General features: G+C 53.1%; 15 protein-coding genes. 8 read left to right on the forward strand and 7 right to left on the reverse strand.

Going from position 1 to position 16,124, the window contains the following annotated elements; genetic code table 11:
* Positions 1–69: 69 nt before the first annotated feature.
* Complete coding sequence (locus tag LG301_RS03165; RefSeq protein ID WP_404473359.1) at positions 70–1,071, reverse strand: NADP-dependent oxidoreductase; 1,002 nt, start codon at positions 1,069–1,071, stop codon at positions 70–72.
* Between the two features lie 284 nt (positions 1,072–1,355).
* Positions 1,356–1,736, reverse strand: coding sequence for a septal ring lytic transglycosylase RlpA family protein (locus LG301_RS03170; protein WP_404473361.1), 381 nt, complete (start codon positions 1,734–1,736; stop codon positions 1,356–1,358).
* 313 nt (positions 1,737–2,049) lie between these two features.
* On the opposite strand from LG301_RS03170, the gene LG301_RS03175 reads away from it, so the two are divergent.
* Entirely contained in the window at positions 2,050–3,456 is a 1,407-nt protein-coding gene (locus LG301_RS03175) for a hypothetical protein (RefSeq protein WP_404473363.1), read from the forward strand.
* A gap of 10 nt (positions 3,457–3,466) precedes the next feature.
* Here LG301_RS03175 and LG301_RS03180 read toward each other — a convergent pair whose 3' ends face one another.
* A complete protein-coding gene (locus LG301_RS03180) occupies positions 3,467–4,354 on the reverse strand; it encodes a DMT family transporter (protein WP_404473365.1) in 888 nt (295 codons plus the stop codon).
* A 100-nt stretch (positions 4,355–4,454) separates the two neighbouring features.
* Between LG301_RS03180 and LG301_RS03185 the strand changes: the two genes are divergently transcribed.
* Positions 4,455–5,327 carry a LysR substrate-binding domain-containing protein gene (locus LG301_RS03185; protein ID WP_404473367.1) on the forward strand — a complete coding sequence of 291 codons (873 nt, stop codon included), beginning with the start codon at positions 4,455–4,457 and terminating at the stop codon, positions 5,325–5,327.
* Positions 5,328–5,410: 83 nt separating this feature from the next.
* Positions 5,411–5,968 carry a cytochrome b gene (locus LG301_RS03190; protein WP_404473369.1) on the forward strand — a complete coding sequence of 186 codons (558 nt, stop codon included), beginning with the start codon at positions 5,411–5,413 and terminating at the stop codon, positions 5,966–5,968.
* Between the two features lie 66 nt (positions 5,969–6,034).
* Here the strand turns inward: LG301_RS03190 and LG301_RS03195 are convergent, their stop codons facing one another.
* Both LG301_RS03195 and ltaE read right to left on the reverse strand, forming a co-directional pair.
* Complete coding sequence (locus tag LG301_RS03195) at positions 6,035–7,657, reverse strand: 7TM diverse intracellular signaling domain-containing protein (protein WP_404473370.1); 1,623 nt, start codon at positions 7,655–7,657, stop codon at positions 6,035–6,037.
* Between the two features lie 531 nt (positions 7,658–8,188).
* A complete protein-coding gene (ltaE, locus tag LG301_RS03200; protein ID WP_404473372.1) occupies positions 8,189–9,193 on the reverse strand; it encodes a low-specificity L-threonine aldolase in 1,005 nt (334 codons plus the stop codon).
* 99 nt (positions 9,194–9,292) lie between these two features.
* On the opposite strand from ltaE, the gene LG301_RS03205 reads away from it, so the two are divergent.
* Both LG301_RS03205 and speG read left to right on the forward strand, forming a co-directional pair.
* Positions 9,293–10,510, forward strand: a complete 1,218-nt coding sequence (locus LG301_RS03205) for an NAD(P)/FAD-dependent oxidoreductase (RefSeq protein ID WP_404473374.1) — start codon at positions 9,293–9,295, stop codon at positions 10,508–10,510.
* A 65-nt stretch (positions 10,511–10,575) separates the two neighbouring features.
* Positions 10,576–11,106, forward strand: a complete 531-nt coding sequence (gene speG, locus LG301_RS03210; RefSeq protein WP_404473376.1) for a spermidine N1-acetyltransferase — start codon at positions 10,576–10,578, stop codon at positions 11,104–11,106.
* Between the two features lie 99 nt (positions 11,107–11,205).
* Here the strand turns inward: speG and LG301_RS03215 are convergent, their stop codons facing one another.
* Positions 11,206–11,328 carry a hypothetical protein gene (locus tag LG301_RS03215; RefSeq protein WP_263065945.1) on the reverse strand — a complete coding sequence of 41 codons (123 nt, stop codon included), beginning with the start codon at positions 11,326–11,328 and terminating at the stop codon, positions 11,206–11,208.
* A 704-nt stretch (positions 11,329–12,032) separates the two neighbouring features.
* Here LG301_RS03215 and LG301_RS03220 point away from each other — a divergent pair.
* From LG301_RS03220 to LG301_RS03230, 3 genes are all read left to right on the forward strand, one after another.
* Positions 12,033–12,854: an alpha/beta fold hydrolase gene (locus LG301_RS03220; protein WP_404473378.1), complete on the forward strand. Its 822-nt coding sequence runs from the start codon at positions 12,033–12,035 to the stop codon at positions 12,852–12,854.
* A 68-nt stretch (positions 12,855–12,922) separates the two neighbouring features.
* On the forward strand, positions 12,923–14,035 hold the full coding sequence (locus LG301_RS03225) for an RNA-guided endonuclease InsQ/TnpB family protein (protein WP_404473380.1): 1,113 nt from the start codon (positions 12,923–12,925) through the stop codon (positions 14,033–14,035).
* A gap of 199 nt (positions 14,036–14,234) precedes the next feature.
* On the forward strand, positions 14,235–15,008 hold the full coding sequence (locus LG301_RS03230) for a metallophosphoesterase (protein ID WP_404473382.1): 774 nt from the start codon (positions 14,235–14,237) through the stop codon (positions 15,006–15,008).
* Here LG301_RS03230 and LG301_RS03235 read toward each other — a convergent pair.
* Positions 14,969–15,949 carry a cation diffusion facilitator family transporter gene (locus LG301_RS03235; RefSeq protein ID WP_404473384.1) on the reverse strand — a complete coding sequence of 327 codons (981 nt, stop codon included), beginning with the start codon at positions 15,947–15,949 and terminating at the stop codon, positions 14,969–14,971. The two genes, LG301_RS03230 and LG301_RS03235, sit on opposite strands and share 40 nt — an antisense overlap.
* Between the last annotated feature and the right edge of the window lie 175 nt (positions 15,950–16,124).

Here is a 16,124-nt window from a genome sequence, read left to right on the forward strand (position 1 = left end):
GAGCTTTTAAGAAACAGGGCAGCCCTAGGGCTGCCCTGTTTGGGTCTATGCTACTGCCGCTTGCCGTATTTACGTTAGCTTGACGAGCATTTTACCGGTGTTGCCGCCTTCAAAAAGCGCTAAAAATGCATCGGGCGTGCTTTCAAGCCCTTCCTCAATCGTTTCTTTATAGCTGATGCTGCCTTTTGCAACCTGCGGCGCTACTTCGTTGAGAAAATAGCGGTAGCTAGACCAGTGATCCGCCACAATAAAGCCCTGCATTTTGGCTTTACGCACCACCAGCTGCGCTAGGTTACGAGGGCCAGGGGGCGGCGTTTCTGCATTGTAGCTATCGATCATGCCGCAGACGGCAATCCGCGCGCCTTCATTAAGCTGGCTCAGCGCTGCTTCAAGGCAGATGCCGCCCACATTTTCAAAATAAACATCGATACCATTCGGGCTAGCCAGCTTGATGGCATCGCTTAGCTCTTGAGCCGTGCGGTCACGGTAGCTAACCGGCTCGACACCCAGCGATTCCAACCAAGCAAGTTTATTGGCTGCCCCAGCAATGCCCACTACATGGCAGCCTTTCGCTTTAGCAAGTTGAACCGCAAGCGATCCAACAGCTCCGCTGGCGGCGCTAACCAGTACGTTATCGCTAGGTTTGCACTCAGCGATGAGGTTCAGGCCCGTCCAGGCGGTCATGCCTGGCATACCCAAAACGCCTAAATATGCCTGTTCAGGCACATCGCTATCGGGTAGCGGTGTGACGCCCTCAGCAGAGATCTGTGCAATATCTCGCCAGCCCCCCATATGGCTGACGGTCTCTCCTACCTTGAGGCGAGCGTCGTTGGACTCAATGACTTCTCCTACAGCACCGCCTTCCATGGGTTGGCCAAGCTCAAAAGGCGCAACATAGGTGTGTATGCCGGTCATTCGGCCACGCATATAGGGGTCAACCGACAGCCAGTGATTGCGAATGCGGACTTCTCCTTCGGCGAGGTCGGGAAGTTCCTGGCTTTGTAGCGAGAACAGTTCGCGCTCGGGCAAACCGGTGGGGTAGCCAGTTAAGGTAAAAAACCGTGATTGCATGTATGCCTCCTGCTGATGCGAAGTGAATCTCCTTCCTGCAGGATAGAGACTGTTAGCATGCTCGCAAGTTCGCTATTAAGGCCACGTTCTTTATTAAAGCGCACCGAGGTAGCAAAAACATAGAGCAGCGGATATCGCCAATATAGAAAGGGCGGCTTGGAAGCCGCCCTTTCTAAGTGTAATGAGTCTAAGGTGTTGAGTTGTCGTTTAAGGGGTATCACACACTTGCGGGTGTGCTATCCGTTAACTCGCGATGCCATCTGCACTGGGCCAGAACAGCAAAACTAATCGAGCAAGGTCAGGAGAACAGGTGCCGTGCCTCGGCGAATCATGCCAAGTTTCATTGCTGCCCGTTTTGAGAGATCAATAACACGCCCTTGAACGAAGGGGCCGCGATCATTGATCAGTACCTCTACTTCTTGTCCTGTATCCGGGCGGGTAACCAAAACTTTGGTGCCGAACGGTAAGCTTGGGTGAGCCGCCGTTAGTTCCTGCTGGTCAAATTGCTCACCACTGGCAGTGGTAGCGCCTTGAAAGCGGTCACTGTAAAAAGAGGCGACGCCTTGTTCGGTTTCTACCTCATGGGCAACAGCAGTCGTTGCCGTGCAGGCTATTAGTAGTGCTGCTAAACAGCTCGTTCGAATCAGTCGCTTATGGGCTCCCATGGGAGTACCTCAGTTTTTCATATTGCGGATCATTGATCGATGAGGGCCTACTTAGGCTTACCGATAGTAACGCGCTCGTTTTGAGTCAGCAAGCTTTAAGAAGATCGATGCAGATAGCTTCATAATTGCGTTTTTTTTAATTTTTTGCGGTTGGCCTTGGGATTCAGTCAGTTACTGTCTTCAGGCCGCTTTATAATCAAACAATGTTTTTGTGCGCTGCAATATTTTTTAAGTGCTCTCTTTGTGCATGTAAGCAATATATAATTTAGTTTCGTTATCACTCACGTCTTATCACCACTCATAAGGATGCCCCATGGCTAAGTCTTCTCCTTTATCGCTTATTGTTGTTGCTATTGGCGGTGCTGCTGTCGGTTTTTTAGCAGCGCAAACGTTTACGGGCTCTATGTTTGATACCGAAGAATCGCAGCCACAAAATTCGTTGGAAAGCTTAACGCTGGGCGAGCGAGCGAACGGTGAAATCACCTCAGCCAGCGAATTGAACGGTAAAGATGGCAGCCGCTTTTTACGCTATGCCATTAACCTGGAAGAAGGGGCGCTGGTCGAGTTTTCCCTGCGGGGCGCACTGCAAGGCGTGGTGGCACTGTATGACGATCAGCTAGCACTATTAGGGAGCGCACCGACGCTACGCCAGCCTATTAAAGAGGGGGGCGAGTACATCGTGGTGGTTAGCGGCGCTGATGAGCACAGCTATGGCCCGTTCAGCATTAATAGCCGCGCCATCGAGCTAAGCGATTCCGATACCCTTACCATCGATACACCCATTGATAGCTGGCTTGAGGGTGCCTCACGGGAGCTAACGCTTACGGTAGAAGAGGCCGGCATGTATCAAATTGAAATGCTCGCTGATGACTTTGACGCTTACTTAGAAATGGAAGGCCCGAATGGGTACTACCGTGAAGACGACGATAGCGCTGGCGAACTCAATGCACGAATTACCGATTTTCTTGCCCCTGGCGATTACCAGTTAACCGCGCGCGCGGCCTATGGCGATGGCAATGGCTTATTCACGTTAACCGCTGAGCCTAGAGCATTGCCGGGAGATGGCGAACTGCGTAACGATGGCACTATTACCCCTAGTGAGGCCTTAAATGGTTGGTATAGCGGCCAAGCGCTTCACTATGAATTAGAAATTGCAGAAGCGGGCATGTACCAAATCGAGATGAGTTCAAACGATGTGGATGCCTACCTAGAGTTAGAAGGACCTAACGGGTATTTCCGCGAAGATGATGACAGCGCGGGTAGCTTGGATGCGCGCATTGCGGATTTCTTAGCCCCTGGCGTTTACCAGGTCACCGCGCGAACCGCCTTTGGTAGCGACAGTGGGTTATTTGCCCTTTCCGTCACGCCGCGTGATCTGCCTAACGGTATTGAATTACGCAATGAAGGCGCTTTGACGCCTAACGAAACATTAAACGGCTGGTACAGCGGTGAACCGCTCACCTACGAACTGACGCTGGAAGAGAGCACGCAGGTTACACTTGCCATGCGCTCGAGCGATTTTGACACCTACATTGAGCTATACGGTGAAGGTGTTTCCCACAGCAATGATGATGGTGGCAATGGCACCGATTCTCTGCTGGAGACATCGCTACTGCCGGGTACCTATACCGTGAGTGCACGGGGCTTTAGTGCCAGCGGCAGCGGAATGTTTGAGCTTCAGGTGAGCACCGCGCCAGCAGATATCCAACCGACGACCTAAGCGCTGACGTTCAGCTCTCACGACGCCCTGCGCTGCAACAGCCGACCACCACTAATATGGCGGCGCAGGGCAGTCGCCAGTCCAGCACACTCATGCCTGCGACTACTAGCAATGCGGCCGCTAGAATCGGTACGCCATAGGCAAGACTGCCAACGACACTTGCTTGTCCCAAACGCAGCGCTTTGTCCCAGGCAACCATGGCGATGCCATATGGCCCTAACCCTAAAGCGATGCCGGCTAATAAGGCTTCGCTACTCAGTGCCTTAGGGCTGCCTTCCACCAACAGGCTAGCAGCGGCGGCAATAGCGCAAGCCACCAGCAGCAATCGGGGCAGCAGCGGTGTTAAAGCCACCGGCGCCGTTTGGCCTAACCAAGAGTAAAGCGCCCAGCAGCAAGCCGCGAGTAGGGCTAAGGCATAGCCGTTGGCTGCCCCACCAAGACCTTCGTTGAGCGCTTGAGGGAGCAGCAGCAACGCAGCGCCGGAAAATGCGATGAGTGCGCCGATGACCCCCGATAGGCGCAGTGTTCCTAGACGACTCCATTGGCTTAACAGCACAAACACGACGGGCCATGTATAAGTAATGAGCGCTGCTTCTGCGGCAGGCGCCAAACGCATGCCCACAAAGTAGCTGCTAACAGCGCCAAAAATAAGCAGTGGAACGCCCAGCCAAACGCTGACCTGCCACCCTTTACTCAACCTCGCCATGGGGACTCTGCGGCTAAGCGGCAGCGTGGCAAGTGCTCCTGCCAACAGTGTCAGTGCGGTGAGTTGCAGTGGAGATGAGGTATGGGCAAGCGCTGCCAATAGCGGCGCCACGCTCCAGAGTATAACGGCCACTAACGCTGCGATAATGCTGAACCAAGAGGGTGTCGCAACGGTTGAATGAGCGCGATACATGGAGTTCTCCTTGCCTTTGATAAACTCCGCGCAGCATACTCAGGAATCATTCATCACAATATCGATCTTTTATGATTGGTTATATCAACAATGGTGATGTATGCGGGCACCCACGTTAGATCTGGCGCTTTTGCGCACCTTAGTCGCCATCGCGGATACCGGCAGCGTGACCGCTGCGGCCAAGCGGTTGGCGTATACCCAGTCCACGGTGAGCATGCAGCTGCAGCGTTTAGAAAGGCAGTTAGGGCTTCGTTTACATGAACGCGAAGGACGACGTTTACGCTTCACTTCAGACGGTGAGCGCTTACTGACTCACGCTCGTCGCTTGTTAATGCTGAATGACGACGCGTGGAGCGATATGCAGGCTCAGCAAGTCACGGGCGATTTAACACTGGGTATTCCCGAAGATTACGCTTCGCTGCTGCCGTCGGTATTTGCCTACTTTCATCAGCTATACCCAGCGGTGGGGCTAACGGTTATTTGCGGCACCAGTGCGCACCTCGTTGAGCAGGTCAAAGCCGCTAAGATCGACCTGGCACTGGTCACGCGTCAGCGTAACTCGCCGGGCGGCGAGGTGATCCGCCGCGAGCCGCTTTATTGGGCTGTCGGCACGCACCAGCAGCCTTCATTGAGCGACCCCATTTCGCTTGCGCTCTACTCTCCCGGCGCTGATGTGTTTCGTGACGCAGCAGAGCAAGCGCTGCAAGCCGCGGGGCGGGCATGGCGGGTAGCGTATACGAGTCAGTCGATGGCGGGCCTTGCGCCTATCGTTACCGCCGGGTTAGCCGTGGTGGTTGTTACTCGCAGTATGCTGACCCCTTCGCTACGGCCATTAGATGAGAGCAGTGGGATGCCCGCATTGCCGGTGATTGAGCTAGCCCTGCATCGTGCCCCCCACCGGCCTTCAGAACCTGCCCGCCGACTGGGTGAATTAATTCGGGAACAGCTGGCGGTGCCAAAGGATGCGTTATAAATTCCTACAACGTACGTGGCTGAACTACGATTAACACATGACAGACACGATGAGTTCACGTGATTAGCCGTTAGGAGCACTCAATGCACGAGTTGGATCACTATATCTACCCACACCGAATACTGCACTGGTTGGTGGCAGGCGTTGTACTGCTTTCCTTAGCGAGTGGGTTAACACTTGGATTTTTAGGTTATGAGGGGACTGTCAACTTAGTAGGCAATACGTTAACGAACGTTCTCTATACCAGCCATAAAACGCTGGGCGTTGCCCTTTTACTGTTGATGACGCTGCGCATAATTACCCGCTTGGCGTTTGTCGTTCCGGATCATGATCCGCCTCTTAATGGATTTGAGCGGTTTGCCAGTACCAGCGTGCATCACCTGCTTTACTTGGCATTAATTGTCATGCCGCTGCTAGGATGGGCGGCGACCGCTAGCGGTGGGTTCCCCGTGGAGTTCTTTCGCTGGCACTTGCCGGGGCTAATTGGTGAACATAAGGCGCTTTCAGAAGCGTTGTTCATGTGGCACGAACGCTTGGGGTGGGCAATTCTCGCTTTACTGACGCTTCATGTGGCGGGAGCGCTCTACCATTGGCGAATTAAGCGCGACAACGTGATGAAGCGTATGAGTCTCTTTGACTAGCCGGGCATCTTAACGGCCCTCGCCATCGCTTTGTAGCAAGCTTTTTAGTACAAAGCATAGTGGCCGTTACCTAGCAGATCCATAGCGGTAGCATCGGTGAGAGGATTTCGCCATGTACATGTCCTGGTCAGCTTCGCGCATTAAGCTCTCTAGCGTTGTCGTAATACCATGACTTGTGCTGGCGCCGATGCTCACTCCTACGCAGACCAGTGTGCCGTTAGGAAGTTTAATCGGCTGGTGAATAGCTTGGTCGATGCGGCAGCGCAGTTCATCAATGGCTTTTGGGTCGCATAGCCCTTCAAAAAGCATCACAAACTCGTCACCGCCAAACCGCGCGCAGTGGTCATTGTCACGGGCTAAGTGCGCTAACCGCTTGGCAACTTGCTGCAGTACAAAGTCACCTGCTTCGTGGCCATGCTCGTCGTTAATTGGCTTGAACCGATCCAGGTCACACATAAACAGGGATAGCGGGATATGTTGCTGGCGGCTGCGCTCTAGCGCTTGTTCAGCACTGCGGGCCAATCCATTGCGGTTGAGCAATCCGGTCAGCATATCGTGATTGGCCAAACGCTCTAGCGCAAGGGTGCGCTCGGCTACTTTGGCCTCTAAGAGTGTTTCCTGCTGTTTCAGCATGGCAACGGTTTCTGCTTGAGCCTGCTCTTTTTGTTTTTTCATCTTGTTAAAACGTGCTGCCAGCGCAAAGGAGAGTAGCAGCATCTCCAGCGCGGAGCCGATTTGTATGCCGTGTAACGTAATAAAGTTAGCGGGTAGTACACCAAGGTTGCGCAAGGCAAAAACGGCGGCGCCAAGTAAAAATAGCGACCAAGCAACGACGAACAAGCGGGCACTGGGCACCCGCTGCCAGCTGCAATACAACCCGCACACCAGCATTAATAACGATGCCGTAAACCCCGTTATGTCCATAAGCCGCAGGGCGGGTTGCGTGGGTAAAAGCAATACAGCAAAAAGCGCCAGCCAGCAGTACCACCGGAAATACGTAATAGCACGGTGCCAGCGAGGGCAATAGAGATCAGTATTGAGAAAACTTTGGGCAAACAGCGTGCCCATGGTGGAGGCAAAGGTAAAACCTAATGCGACTAACCGTGCAGAGCTATCGCCTAAAAAGCTCCAGAACATCAGCGTACCGAGGCCATTAAATGTCAATATGGCCAAGATAAAGCCGAACGCAAACAGCGCATAGTAAAGAAATACCCGCTCTTTCAACCCAAAAAACAGCAGCAGATTGTAAATGCTAAGCGCTAGCAGCATCCCGAAATAGGTCGCAAGCCAGAAATTATGGCGGTCATTTTGTGCATAAAAAGCCTCAGGAGCCATTAAATCGTAGCTTAAAAACTTACTGCCGGACGCGCTAATCCGGGTATACAGCGTGACCTGTTCACCGGCTGCTAGGGTGAGTGGAAAGACGGCTTGGCGATGCGCTAATTCGCGCATAAAAACGGGCAGAGCGCTGCCGCTTTGTTGCACTTCGCTATGCTGGCCTCGCAGCGTATACAGCGTTACGTGATCTAAAAAGGGGTATTCAAATCGCACCATCCATGAAGTGGCTTCGGCGGATTCATTGCGTATATGAGTGCGGAGCCAAGTATCGCGTTGGGTATAGCCAAAGTTTAACGCACGATTATGTTGGGCGTCTTCAAACGTCGGATTCAGCGCTAATAGGGCTGGCAAACTAAGCTCTTGGGCGTCGTGCCAATAGCTCGTCGTGGGGCCTAAGGCATAGTGCGCTTGAAAAGGAGGCGATAGCCGTAGCGTGTCCGCATTAGCCGTAACGGGACAACACCATAACAATAGTATGTAAAGACTCGCCTGAAAGCGCGTCACCCAGCCCGAAACATGCATAGTGTTCCGATATTTAGTTGAGTTTTAATTCCCCGAACCGTATTGACCCAATTCTCTTGCCTACGCCGAGGTGCTGTTTTCCATCATCTCAGGGTTTCTTCAGTCTCTATAGTAATGCAGATTGTATCTAAATAGTAATAAATTGTTAGCAAAAAGTGGCTGGTGTAAGCCAAAAGCGTCTACGCGGTTAGAAAAAGAGCGGTGGGGCAGACGCGGGGCATCATTGGCTAGCTCTCGTGTGCATTAAAAGCAAAGCTAAAGTGTAGACGCCTTTTACGCCAAGCCCCACGTTAATGAGGCAAAAGCGTTAGGCGGTTCAGTCTTTTGGCTAGGGCCTACATGCGTCTGTCGGCAACGCAATTAGCGCGTGAAGTAGCGCTGCATAACCGAGATGACCTGATCAATGTCGGCATCATCGATATCACGATGGACAACAAGGCGCGTTGCGTAGAGCAGTTCGATTAAAATACCGTGCTCTTTTAGCCACGCCGCCAGGGGTTGCACATGCTCATCAGGAAAACGGGCAAACACCATGTTGGTGGCCTGAGAGGTAACCGCAACGCCAGGAAGAGCCGAGAGTCCTTCTGCCAAGCGGGCTGCTCGGCGATGGTCGGAAGCTAAGTCGGCAACGTGGTGATTCAGCGCATGCTGGCAAGCCGCAGCGATAATGCCGGATTGGCGCATGCCGCCGCCGACCATCTTGCGTAATCGGCGCGCTTTATTAATCAGCGCCTGGGAGCCAACCAAAGCAGACCCCATGGGCGTGCCGAGCCCTTTCGAAAAGCACAGCGATATACTGTCAAAGGGCTGGCAGAGCTGCTGAAGCGAACTGCCTGTTGTTACGGCCGCATTAAACAACCGGGCGCCATCCAAATGGGTTGCTAGACCATGTTCGCGGGCTAAATCGGTCGCCTGCTGTATATAGGCAGTGGGTAACACCTTGCCACCAATGGTGTTTTCCAATGCCAGTAGGCGAGTGCGAGCAAAGTGGAAGTCATCGGCCTTTATGGCTGCGGAGATTTTTTCCAGAGGAAGGCTACCATCTTCGTCGTTCTCAATCGGCTGTGGCTGAATGCTGCCTAACACCGCCGCGCCGCCGCCTTCATACCGGTAGGTATGGGCGGATTGCCCAACAATATACTCATCGCCCCGCTCACAGTGGGCCATCAGCGCTACCAAGTTGCTTTGGGTGCCGCTGGGAAACAGCAGTGCTGCCTCTTTACCTGCCAACTCTGCCAGGTTGGCCTGAAAAGCATTAACGGTTGGGTCGTCACCCCATACATCATCGCCCAGCGGGGCGGTCATCATGGCATCCAGCATGGCGGCCGTAGGGCGGGTCACCGTATCGCTGCGCAAATCAATCATCTATATCTCCTCGCCTAAATGCGTCGCTAACAGAGCAATGTGGCCGTAACCAACTATTGTTAACAGCATACTGTAGGACAACTCCGCATAGGTGATGAGATGGATCTTAAAAGTGGCTACCCGTTTTGGGCGGTAAAAAATGGGCTATTGACGGCGTTTCCGCAATTAACCCGCAATCATGAAGGCGAAGTGGTCATCATAGGCGGTGGAATAACCGGGGCGTTAATCGCGGACACGCTAAGTCGCCATGGCCATCACGTTGTGGTGATAGAGCGCCGTGACGTGGGGTGGGGCAGTTCTGCAGCCAGCACCGCGTTGCTGCAGTACGAAATCGACACCCATATGGTGGATCTGGCCGAGCAGTACGGAGAGGCGAGTGCCGTCATGGCGTATCAGGCCTGCGCCGATGCAATTTTGACGCTAGAAAGCCTGGCCGCTGAGTTGGGCAATGTTGCCTTTGAGCGCCACCAAAGCCTCTATTACGCGAGCAGCGAGGAGGATGTGGCGGCTTTAAAATCGGAGCTGGCGTTACGCCAACAGCATGGGTTCGATGTTACGTGGCTTGAACGTGAGGATGTGTTGTCGACCTACGGCTTTGAAGCCCCCGGCGCCATTTTATCCGGGCTTGCTGCCAGCATAGACCCTTATCAGATGGCCTATCAGCTGTTTGATAAGGTCGTGGGACGGGGTGGCGAGGTGTATGACCGAACCCAAGTCGAGCACATTGCCCCCAGTGAGCAAGGGGTTGAGATAACCCTTACGAACGGCGCCTCGCTACGCTGCCAGCAGGTCATTATCGCTGCAGGCTACGAATCGCAAAACTGGCTACCTGAATCCGTAGCAGTTAACCGAAGTAGCTATGCGTTTGTGACTGACCCACTCGCTGATGAAGCGCTTGGGCGCCTTCGCCATACGCTAGTATGGGAGTCGGCACGCCCCTATTTATACATGCGCGCTACTCAGGATGGACGCTTATTGGTAGGGGGCGATGATGACGATGAGGACCTTCCCGAGCGCCGTGATGCCAGTGTCATTAAAAAAGCCCAAGGGCTAGCGGCTAAAATTGAGACGCTATGGCCCTCGCTGGAGATCAACCCGACGTTTAGCTGGGCAGGCACATTTGCAGAAACGAGCGACGGTTTACCCTATTTTGGCCCCCATGCATCGCTTGGGCCAAGAGTACATTTTGCGTTAGCGTATGGTGGCAATGGTATCACCTACAGCGTTGTAGGGGCTGAACTGTTGCGCGCACTCATTGAAGGCAACGACCATCCACTCGCAGAACTGTATTCTTTTCAACGATTAACGCGTCAATAGTGAACCTATTGCACCGTTGAGCACTCAATTACCAGTTTTAGCGCCGTTACCAAGAGTCATTAGCAATGAGCCATCAACTTTATTTACGTGCCCTGGAGCGTAACGACTTACGCTTTGTTCATGAGCTAAATAATAACCAAAGCATTATGTCGTACTGGTTTGAAGAGCCTTACGAATCCTTTGACGAGCTGGAAGAGCTTTACAATAAGCATATTCATGACAATGCAGAGCGACGCTTTGTTGCTGAAGACAGCAGGGGTCATGCCATTGGCTTGGTAGAGCTAATTGAAATCGACTATATCCATCGTAGCGCTGAGTTTCAGATCATTATTACGCCCGACCATCAAGGTAAAGGGTTTGCCCGCTCGCTTATCCGCCAAGCGTTGCACTACTCATTTACCATCTTAAATCTGCACAAGGTGTACCTGATTGTGGCGGTGGATAACATCAAAGCCATTCATCTTTACGAAGCGAGTGGGTTTATCGAAGAAGGGCATTTAGTTAAGGAGTTTTTCATCAACGGCAAGTACCGTGATGTAAAGCGAATGTATATCTTGCAAGATACTTACTTGGCTGAGCTAAACGCCGACGAGTAAGTGCGAGTAGCCGCAAAGAAAGAGTAGCCCTTTTGAGGAGAAGAAAACTGCACCGGCCGGGGTAGCCGATGCAGTGGGGGCACTAACGTTTATGCGTGCTTATTGGTTGCGCATATATGCGGCAACCGCATCAAAGGCGGCGCGTTGCTCTTGTGCGCTTTTCGCCCAAACTTCCATAACATCGACTTCCATCGCCTGACCTTGGGTAACTGAGTGTTGCATGGCGAGCACTCCTAGTGGGAGGTTAAGGGGATTTTTAGTTATACACGGCTTACATTGTGCGATGCAGCAAGTTAGCTCTAACATCAGATATTAGGCGTTTTTCAGCCCTATGGGTAGTCCAAAGGACGTAAGTGATTTGCTATTAAGCGTAAGCTTTGGCTTACAAATCAGGGTAAAAATCTCATACGTTATTGAATGGAAAAGATTTTCATAACACAAAGAAGCCGACAAAACACGTCGGCTTGGAGAGTTATCTTTTCGTCTAAAGGGGTGTAAAAGCGGTGTATACGACCAAGCTTAGCCGTAATAGGCGGCTAATGCTTCGTTAGCGGCTTGTTGCCATTGGGCTTGTAAACCCCAAAAAAAGAGCACTTCATCGTCTTGCGGATAGGTTGCTAGTGTCAACATCATGGGTGGTCCTCCTGTAGGGACACACCTGCAGTATAGCGCCTTTTTGTTGCACTGCAGCATGTGATTTCTCCACAGCCACCGCAAGTCAGCACAGAAATTGATCAACCGCCAGGCTTTAGTGCTGTTATTGATACGGTTTTTGACATCGCGACTAAAAAGGCCCGAGACGACTCAGCGTCGTTAATGAGCGTAAATAGAGTCATTTCCTCAAATTTTAGAGGCTCCGAGCCGTATTTAGCATGGTATGTTGACCGTAATGACGCATAACAACTAACTCGTTTAAGGGCTACGCCATGACGACCACTCCCCATGACCGCTGGATAAACGCCCCCGGCGGACGCTTATTTACCCGCACCTGGGAGCCACAAACCGCCTGCTGCGATATCCCGATTGTCCTTTTCCATGACTCTCTGGGATGTGTTGAGCTTTGGCGCAGCTTTCCTGCAGCGCTTTGCACCGCCACTCAGCGGCGAGTCATTGCCTATGATCGGCTAGGCTATGGACGCTCAGAGCAATGCACAGCAGCCCCGCTTCACAGTTTTATTGATGATGAGCCGACGACAAGTTTTGCCGCACTTCACGCCGCGTTGCCGTTTGAGAAGTTCATTGCCCTGGGCCACAGCGTTGGCGGCTGTATGGCGGTGCACTGTGCCGGGCACTACGCTGAGCAGTGCATTGGGCTGATTACCATTGCGGCTCAGTCTGTTAACGAACACCGCACTCGTCAGGGAATACAGGACGCTCAGGCTGTATTTGAAGCCCCAGAACAGTTTGCCAAGTTAGCAAAATACCATGGCGAGAAAGCGCGCTGGGTGCTAACTGCCTGGACGGATACGTGGTTACATCCCGCGTTTGAGGATTGGTCACTTAGGCCAGCATTAGAGCGGGTCACGTGCCCCACGCTGGTGCTTCACGGTGAAAACGATGAGTACGGCTCCCACCGCCAACCTGAGCAAATAGCGCGCTATATAAACGGCCCAGCCCACTGTGAGATGTTGCCCGGTATCCATCACGTGCCGCATCGCGAAGCAGAGGCGCTTGTTGTTCAGCTGGTAAGTCAGTTTATCGAAAAGCGCGGAATACTCCATCCAAGCGACCGCATTGGGTGGAGATGAATAGCGCGGCGTCCGCTAGGGCGCCCTATATCTTGCAGCCTTACATAAATCTACCTAATCTGTAGATCATGAAAACCGAACGTGCCTACCAATACCGCTTCTATCCCACGCCCGAGCAGGCAACCTTGCTGGCGCGGACGTTTGGGTGCGTGCGGTTTGTGTGGAATGCCGTGCTGCGCTATCGCACCGATGCGTTCTATCAGCGCCAGGAAAAGATCGGTTACACCGACGCCAGCTCGTTTCTCACCCAGTTGAAAAAGCAGCCGGATACGGTCTTTTTAGCTGAGGTCAGTTCGGTGCCGTTGCAACAATGTCTGCGCCACCAACAAACCGCTTTCAAGCATTTCTTTGCTAAGCGGGCGCGGTATCCCAACTTTAAATCCAAGAAGCACCGGCAGTCAGCCACCTTTGCCAGTTCGGCATTTTCGTACCGTGATGGTCAGATCACGCTCGCCAAGTGCCGCGAGCCGCTGAACATTCGCTGGAGCCGCGAGCTACCGTCAGCGCCTAGCACCGTCACCGTGTCAAAGGACGCAGCAGGCCGCTACTTCATTAGCTGTCTGTGCAAGGTAGACACTGAGGCGCTGCCGATCACGCCGAAGATGGTAGGGATTGATCTTGGATTAAAAGACCTATTCGTGACCAGCGATGGTCAACGGGTTAATAACCCGCGCCATACGGCGCGCTATGCGCGCAAGTTAGCGCGGGCGCAACGGCAGCTAAGTCGTAAGCAAAAAGGCTCCAACAACCGTGCTAAGGCACGGTTAAAGGTCGCTCGCTGTCACGCCAAGATCGCTGACACGCGACGTGACCACCTGCATAAACTCACTCGCCAGATCGTTAACGAGAACCAAGTGATCGCAGCGGAGAGTTTGCAGGTGAAGAACATGGTTAAAAATCGCCATCTCTCTAAAGCCATCAGCGATGTTGGCTGGGGGGAGCTGGTGCGCCAGCTTGACTACAAAGCGGCGTGGGCAGAGCGCCAGTTCGTCCAGATCGACCGTTTTTACCCCAGCAGCAAACGCTGCTATGGCTGCGGCTTTGTGATGGCATCCCTGCCACTAAATATTCGCACCTGGGATTGCCCAGGCTGTGGCACCGAAGGCATTGACCGTGATCTCAACGCCGCCCGCAACATCCTACAAGCAGGCACCGCGCTATTAGCCGGTGCCGAGCGTTGAAGTAACTACCGAGGGGCACTCGGGAATTGACGCCTGTGGAGTTTGTGTAAGACCGGCAATGCCAAGGCATTGAAGGCAACGAACATCGAAGCAGGAACCAGGAAGGTAACAACCTGGGAATCCGCCACTACCATCTCTGATTTAGTGGTTGGAGGATGTCAATAGCCGTGTGCGTTCATAAACAAACGCGAGGATAACGATGCGCTTACGAATTTTGTCTGATCTCCATTTAGAATTTTTTGACGGCCATCGTGAACTGCCTGACGTTGCGGCAGACATTATCGTGCTGGCGGGTGATATTCACCGCAAAGTAGAAGGGCTGGCCTGGGCAAGGCAGCAGTTTCCGATGCACCCTATTTTATATGTGCCGGGTAACCATGAGTTTTACGGCACCTGTATGCCGCTGCTGCGTGAAGAGCTAGCTCTTGAAGCCGAGCGTCATACTATCGAGTTACTGGACAACCGAGCCGTTACGCTAGACGGGGTGCGCTTTTATGGGACGACGCTATGGACCGATTTTGCGCTCTATGCAGATGACCCAACGCGCAACCCGCAAGATACCCAAGCAAAAGCACTGCGCTACATGCCTGATTTTCGTATCGTCACAACGGCACCTGGGGAGCCTTTTACGCCCCAAGCCAGCCGGGAGCTGCATGCCGCAGCGCTTAGTTGGCTAAGCCGCGAACTCGCTGAACCCTTTGATGGCCCTAAAGTAGTGATTAGCCATCACGCACCGCTGCATCGCTGCATTCCTGAGCAATATCTCGGCGATGCGCTTTCTCCCGCCTTTGCATCGCATCTGTCGCAGTTGATGGGCCAAATGGATCTTTGGGTGCATGGGCATGTCCATGAGCCGGTCGATCTGCTGCATAACGGCACCCGTATCGTCGCTAATCCCGGTGGTTACCCTTATGAATTCAGCCCGCCGCTATTTCAGGATGATTTAGTGATCGACCTAGAGGTTGAAGCGTAAGCCATCGTCGGGCGCCTTTTAACCAGCAAACCACAGGAGGGTGCTGCCCAGCGGGTATCTGCAGTAAACACCACATCACATACGACCGGCGAATATTCGCGGCGTACTTCTTCATCAATGCGCTGGCGCAGCCGGTCTTGTTGAGTTAGTGACGCTTCTGATGAAGCGCTGGGTAAGACCACGTGCACCATTACATACAGTAAGCGACCAGGGCGTACCATGCGCACCCGCACTTCGTGGGTATCAACGTTGGCCAGCGCACGCGCGACGGCTTGGCGTACAGGCTCTGCAAGGGACTCTTCTGGGGTTTTGTTGAGCAGTTCCCGTAGCGCTTGAGAGGCCATGCGAACCGGAACGCCCAGGCAGAGAATGACCACTGCAATGACAAGCACTGAGTCTACGTAGGGCAGAATAGCTTGCCAGCCTATGCGCTCAAACAGCATCACCAAACAGAATGCTGCAAGCACGGCGGCAGAAATGATGCTATTCACCACCCAGTTGAGCTTATCAGCCGCCACGAGGGGGCTATGCACATGGCGTTGGCTGCGCTGCATGACCCACGCAGTGAGCGAGCAGGCGGCAGTGGCAAACAGTGCGTAAACAACGGCAATCCCTGCTGAAATTACCCGCCCGCCAGTCAGTAGTGCGGCCACTGCATCTACCAAAGCAAAAATGGATACGCCTAAAATCAGCAGCCCTTTACACAGGTTGACCAGCGACTCAAAGTAGCTGTAACCAAAGGGGTAAGCGTCACTATCTGGTCGGCTGGCCAGTTTGCTTACCTTGATGGTGACCAGCGCTACGCTGAAGTAGATCAGGTTGAAAAGCCCATCTAGTAGGATGGCTTGAGAGTTGGAGGCAAGTGTAGCAACGATGCCCGCACAGCCAATGAAAAGTGCCATAAAAGCGGAAAAGGCCAGGGTACTGGATTCTGTCTTCACGAACGTGCTATCTCCCATGCTTGTATCACCAACAGGCGGCAAGCATAGCAATATCGCCAGCGGCTTTGTCAGTCACTTATGCTTGCATTTGCTCACTAATTTTTGGAAACCCCCATTGCGCTAGGAGATGAACGCTAAAAGCGAGAAGTTGTCATAGTGAGCGCCCACTCAGGCA

The organism is Vreelandella venusta, from assembly GCF_044809155.1.
GTDB classification, from domain to species: domain Bacteria; phylum Pseudomonadota; class Gammaproteobacteria; order Pseudomonadales; family Halomonadaceae; genus Vreelandella; species Vreelandella venusta_B.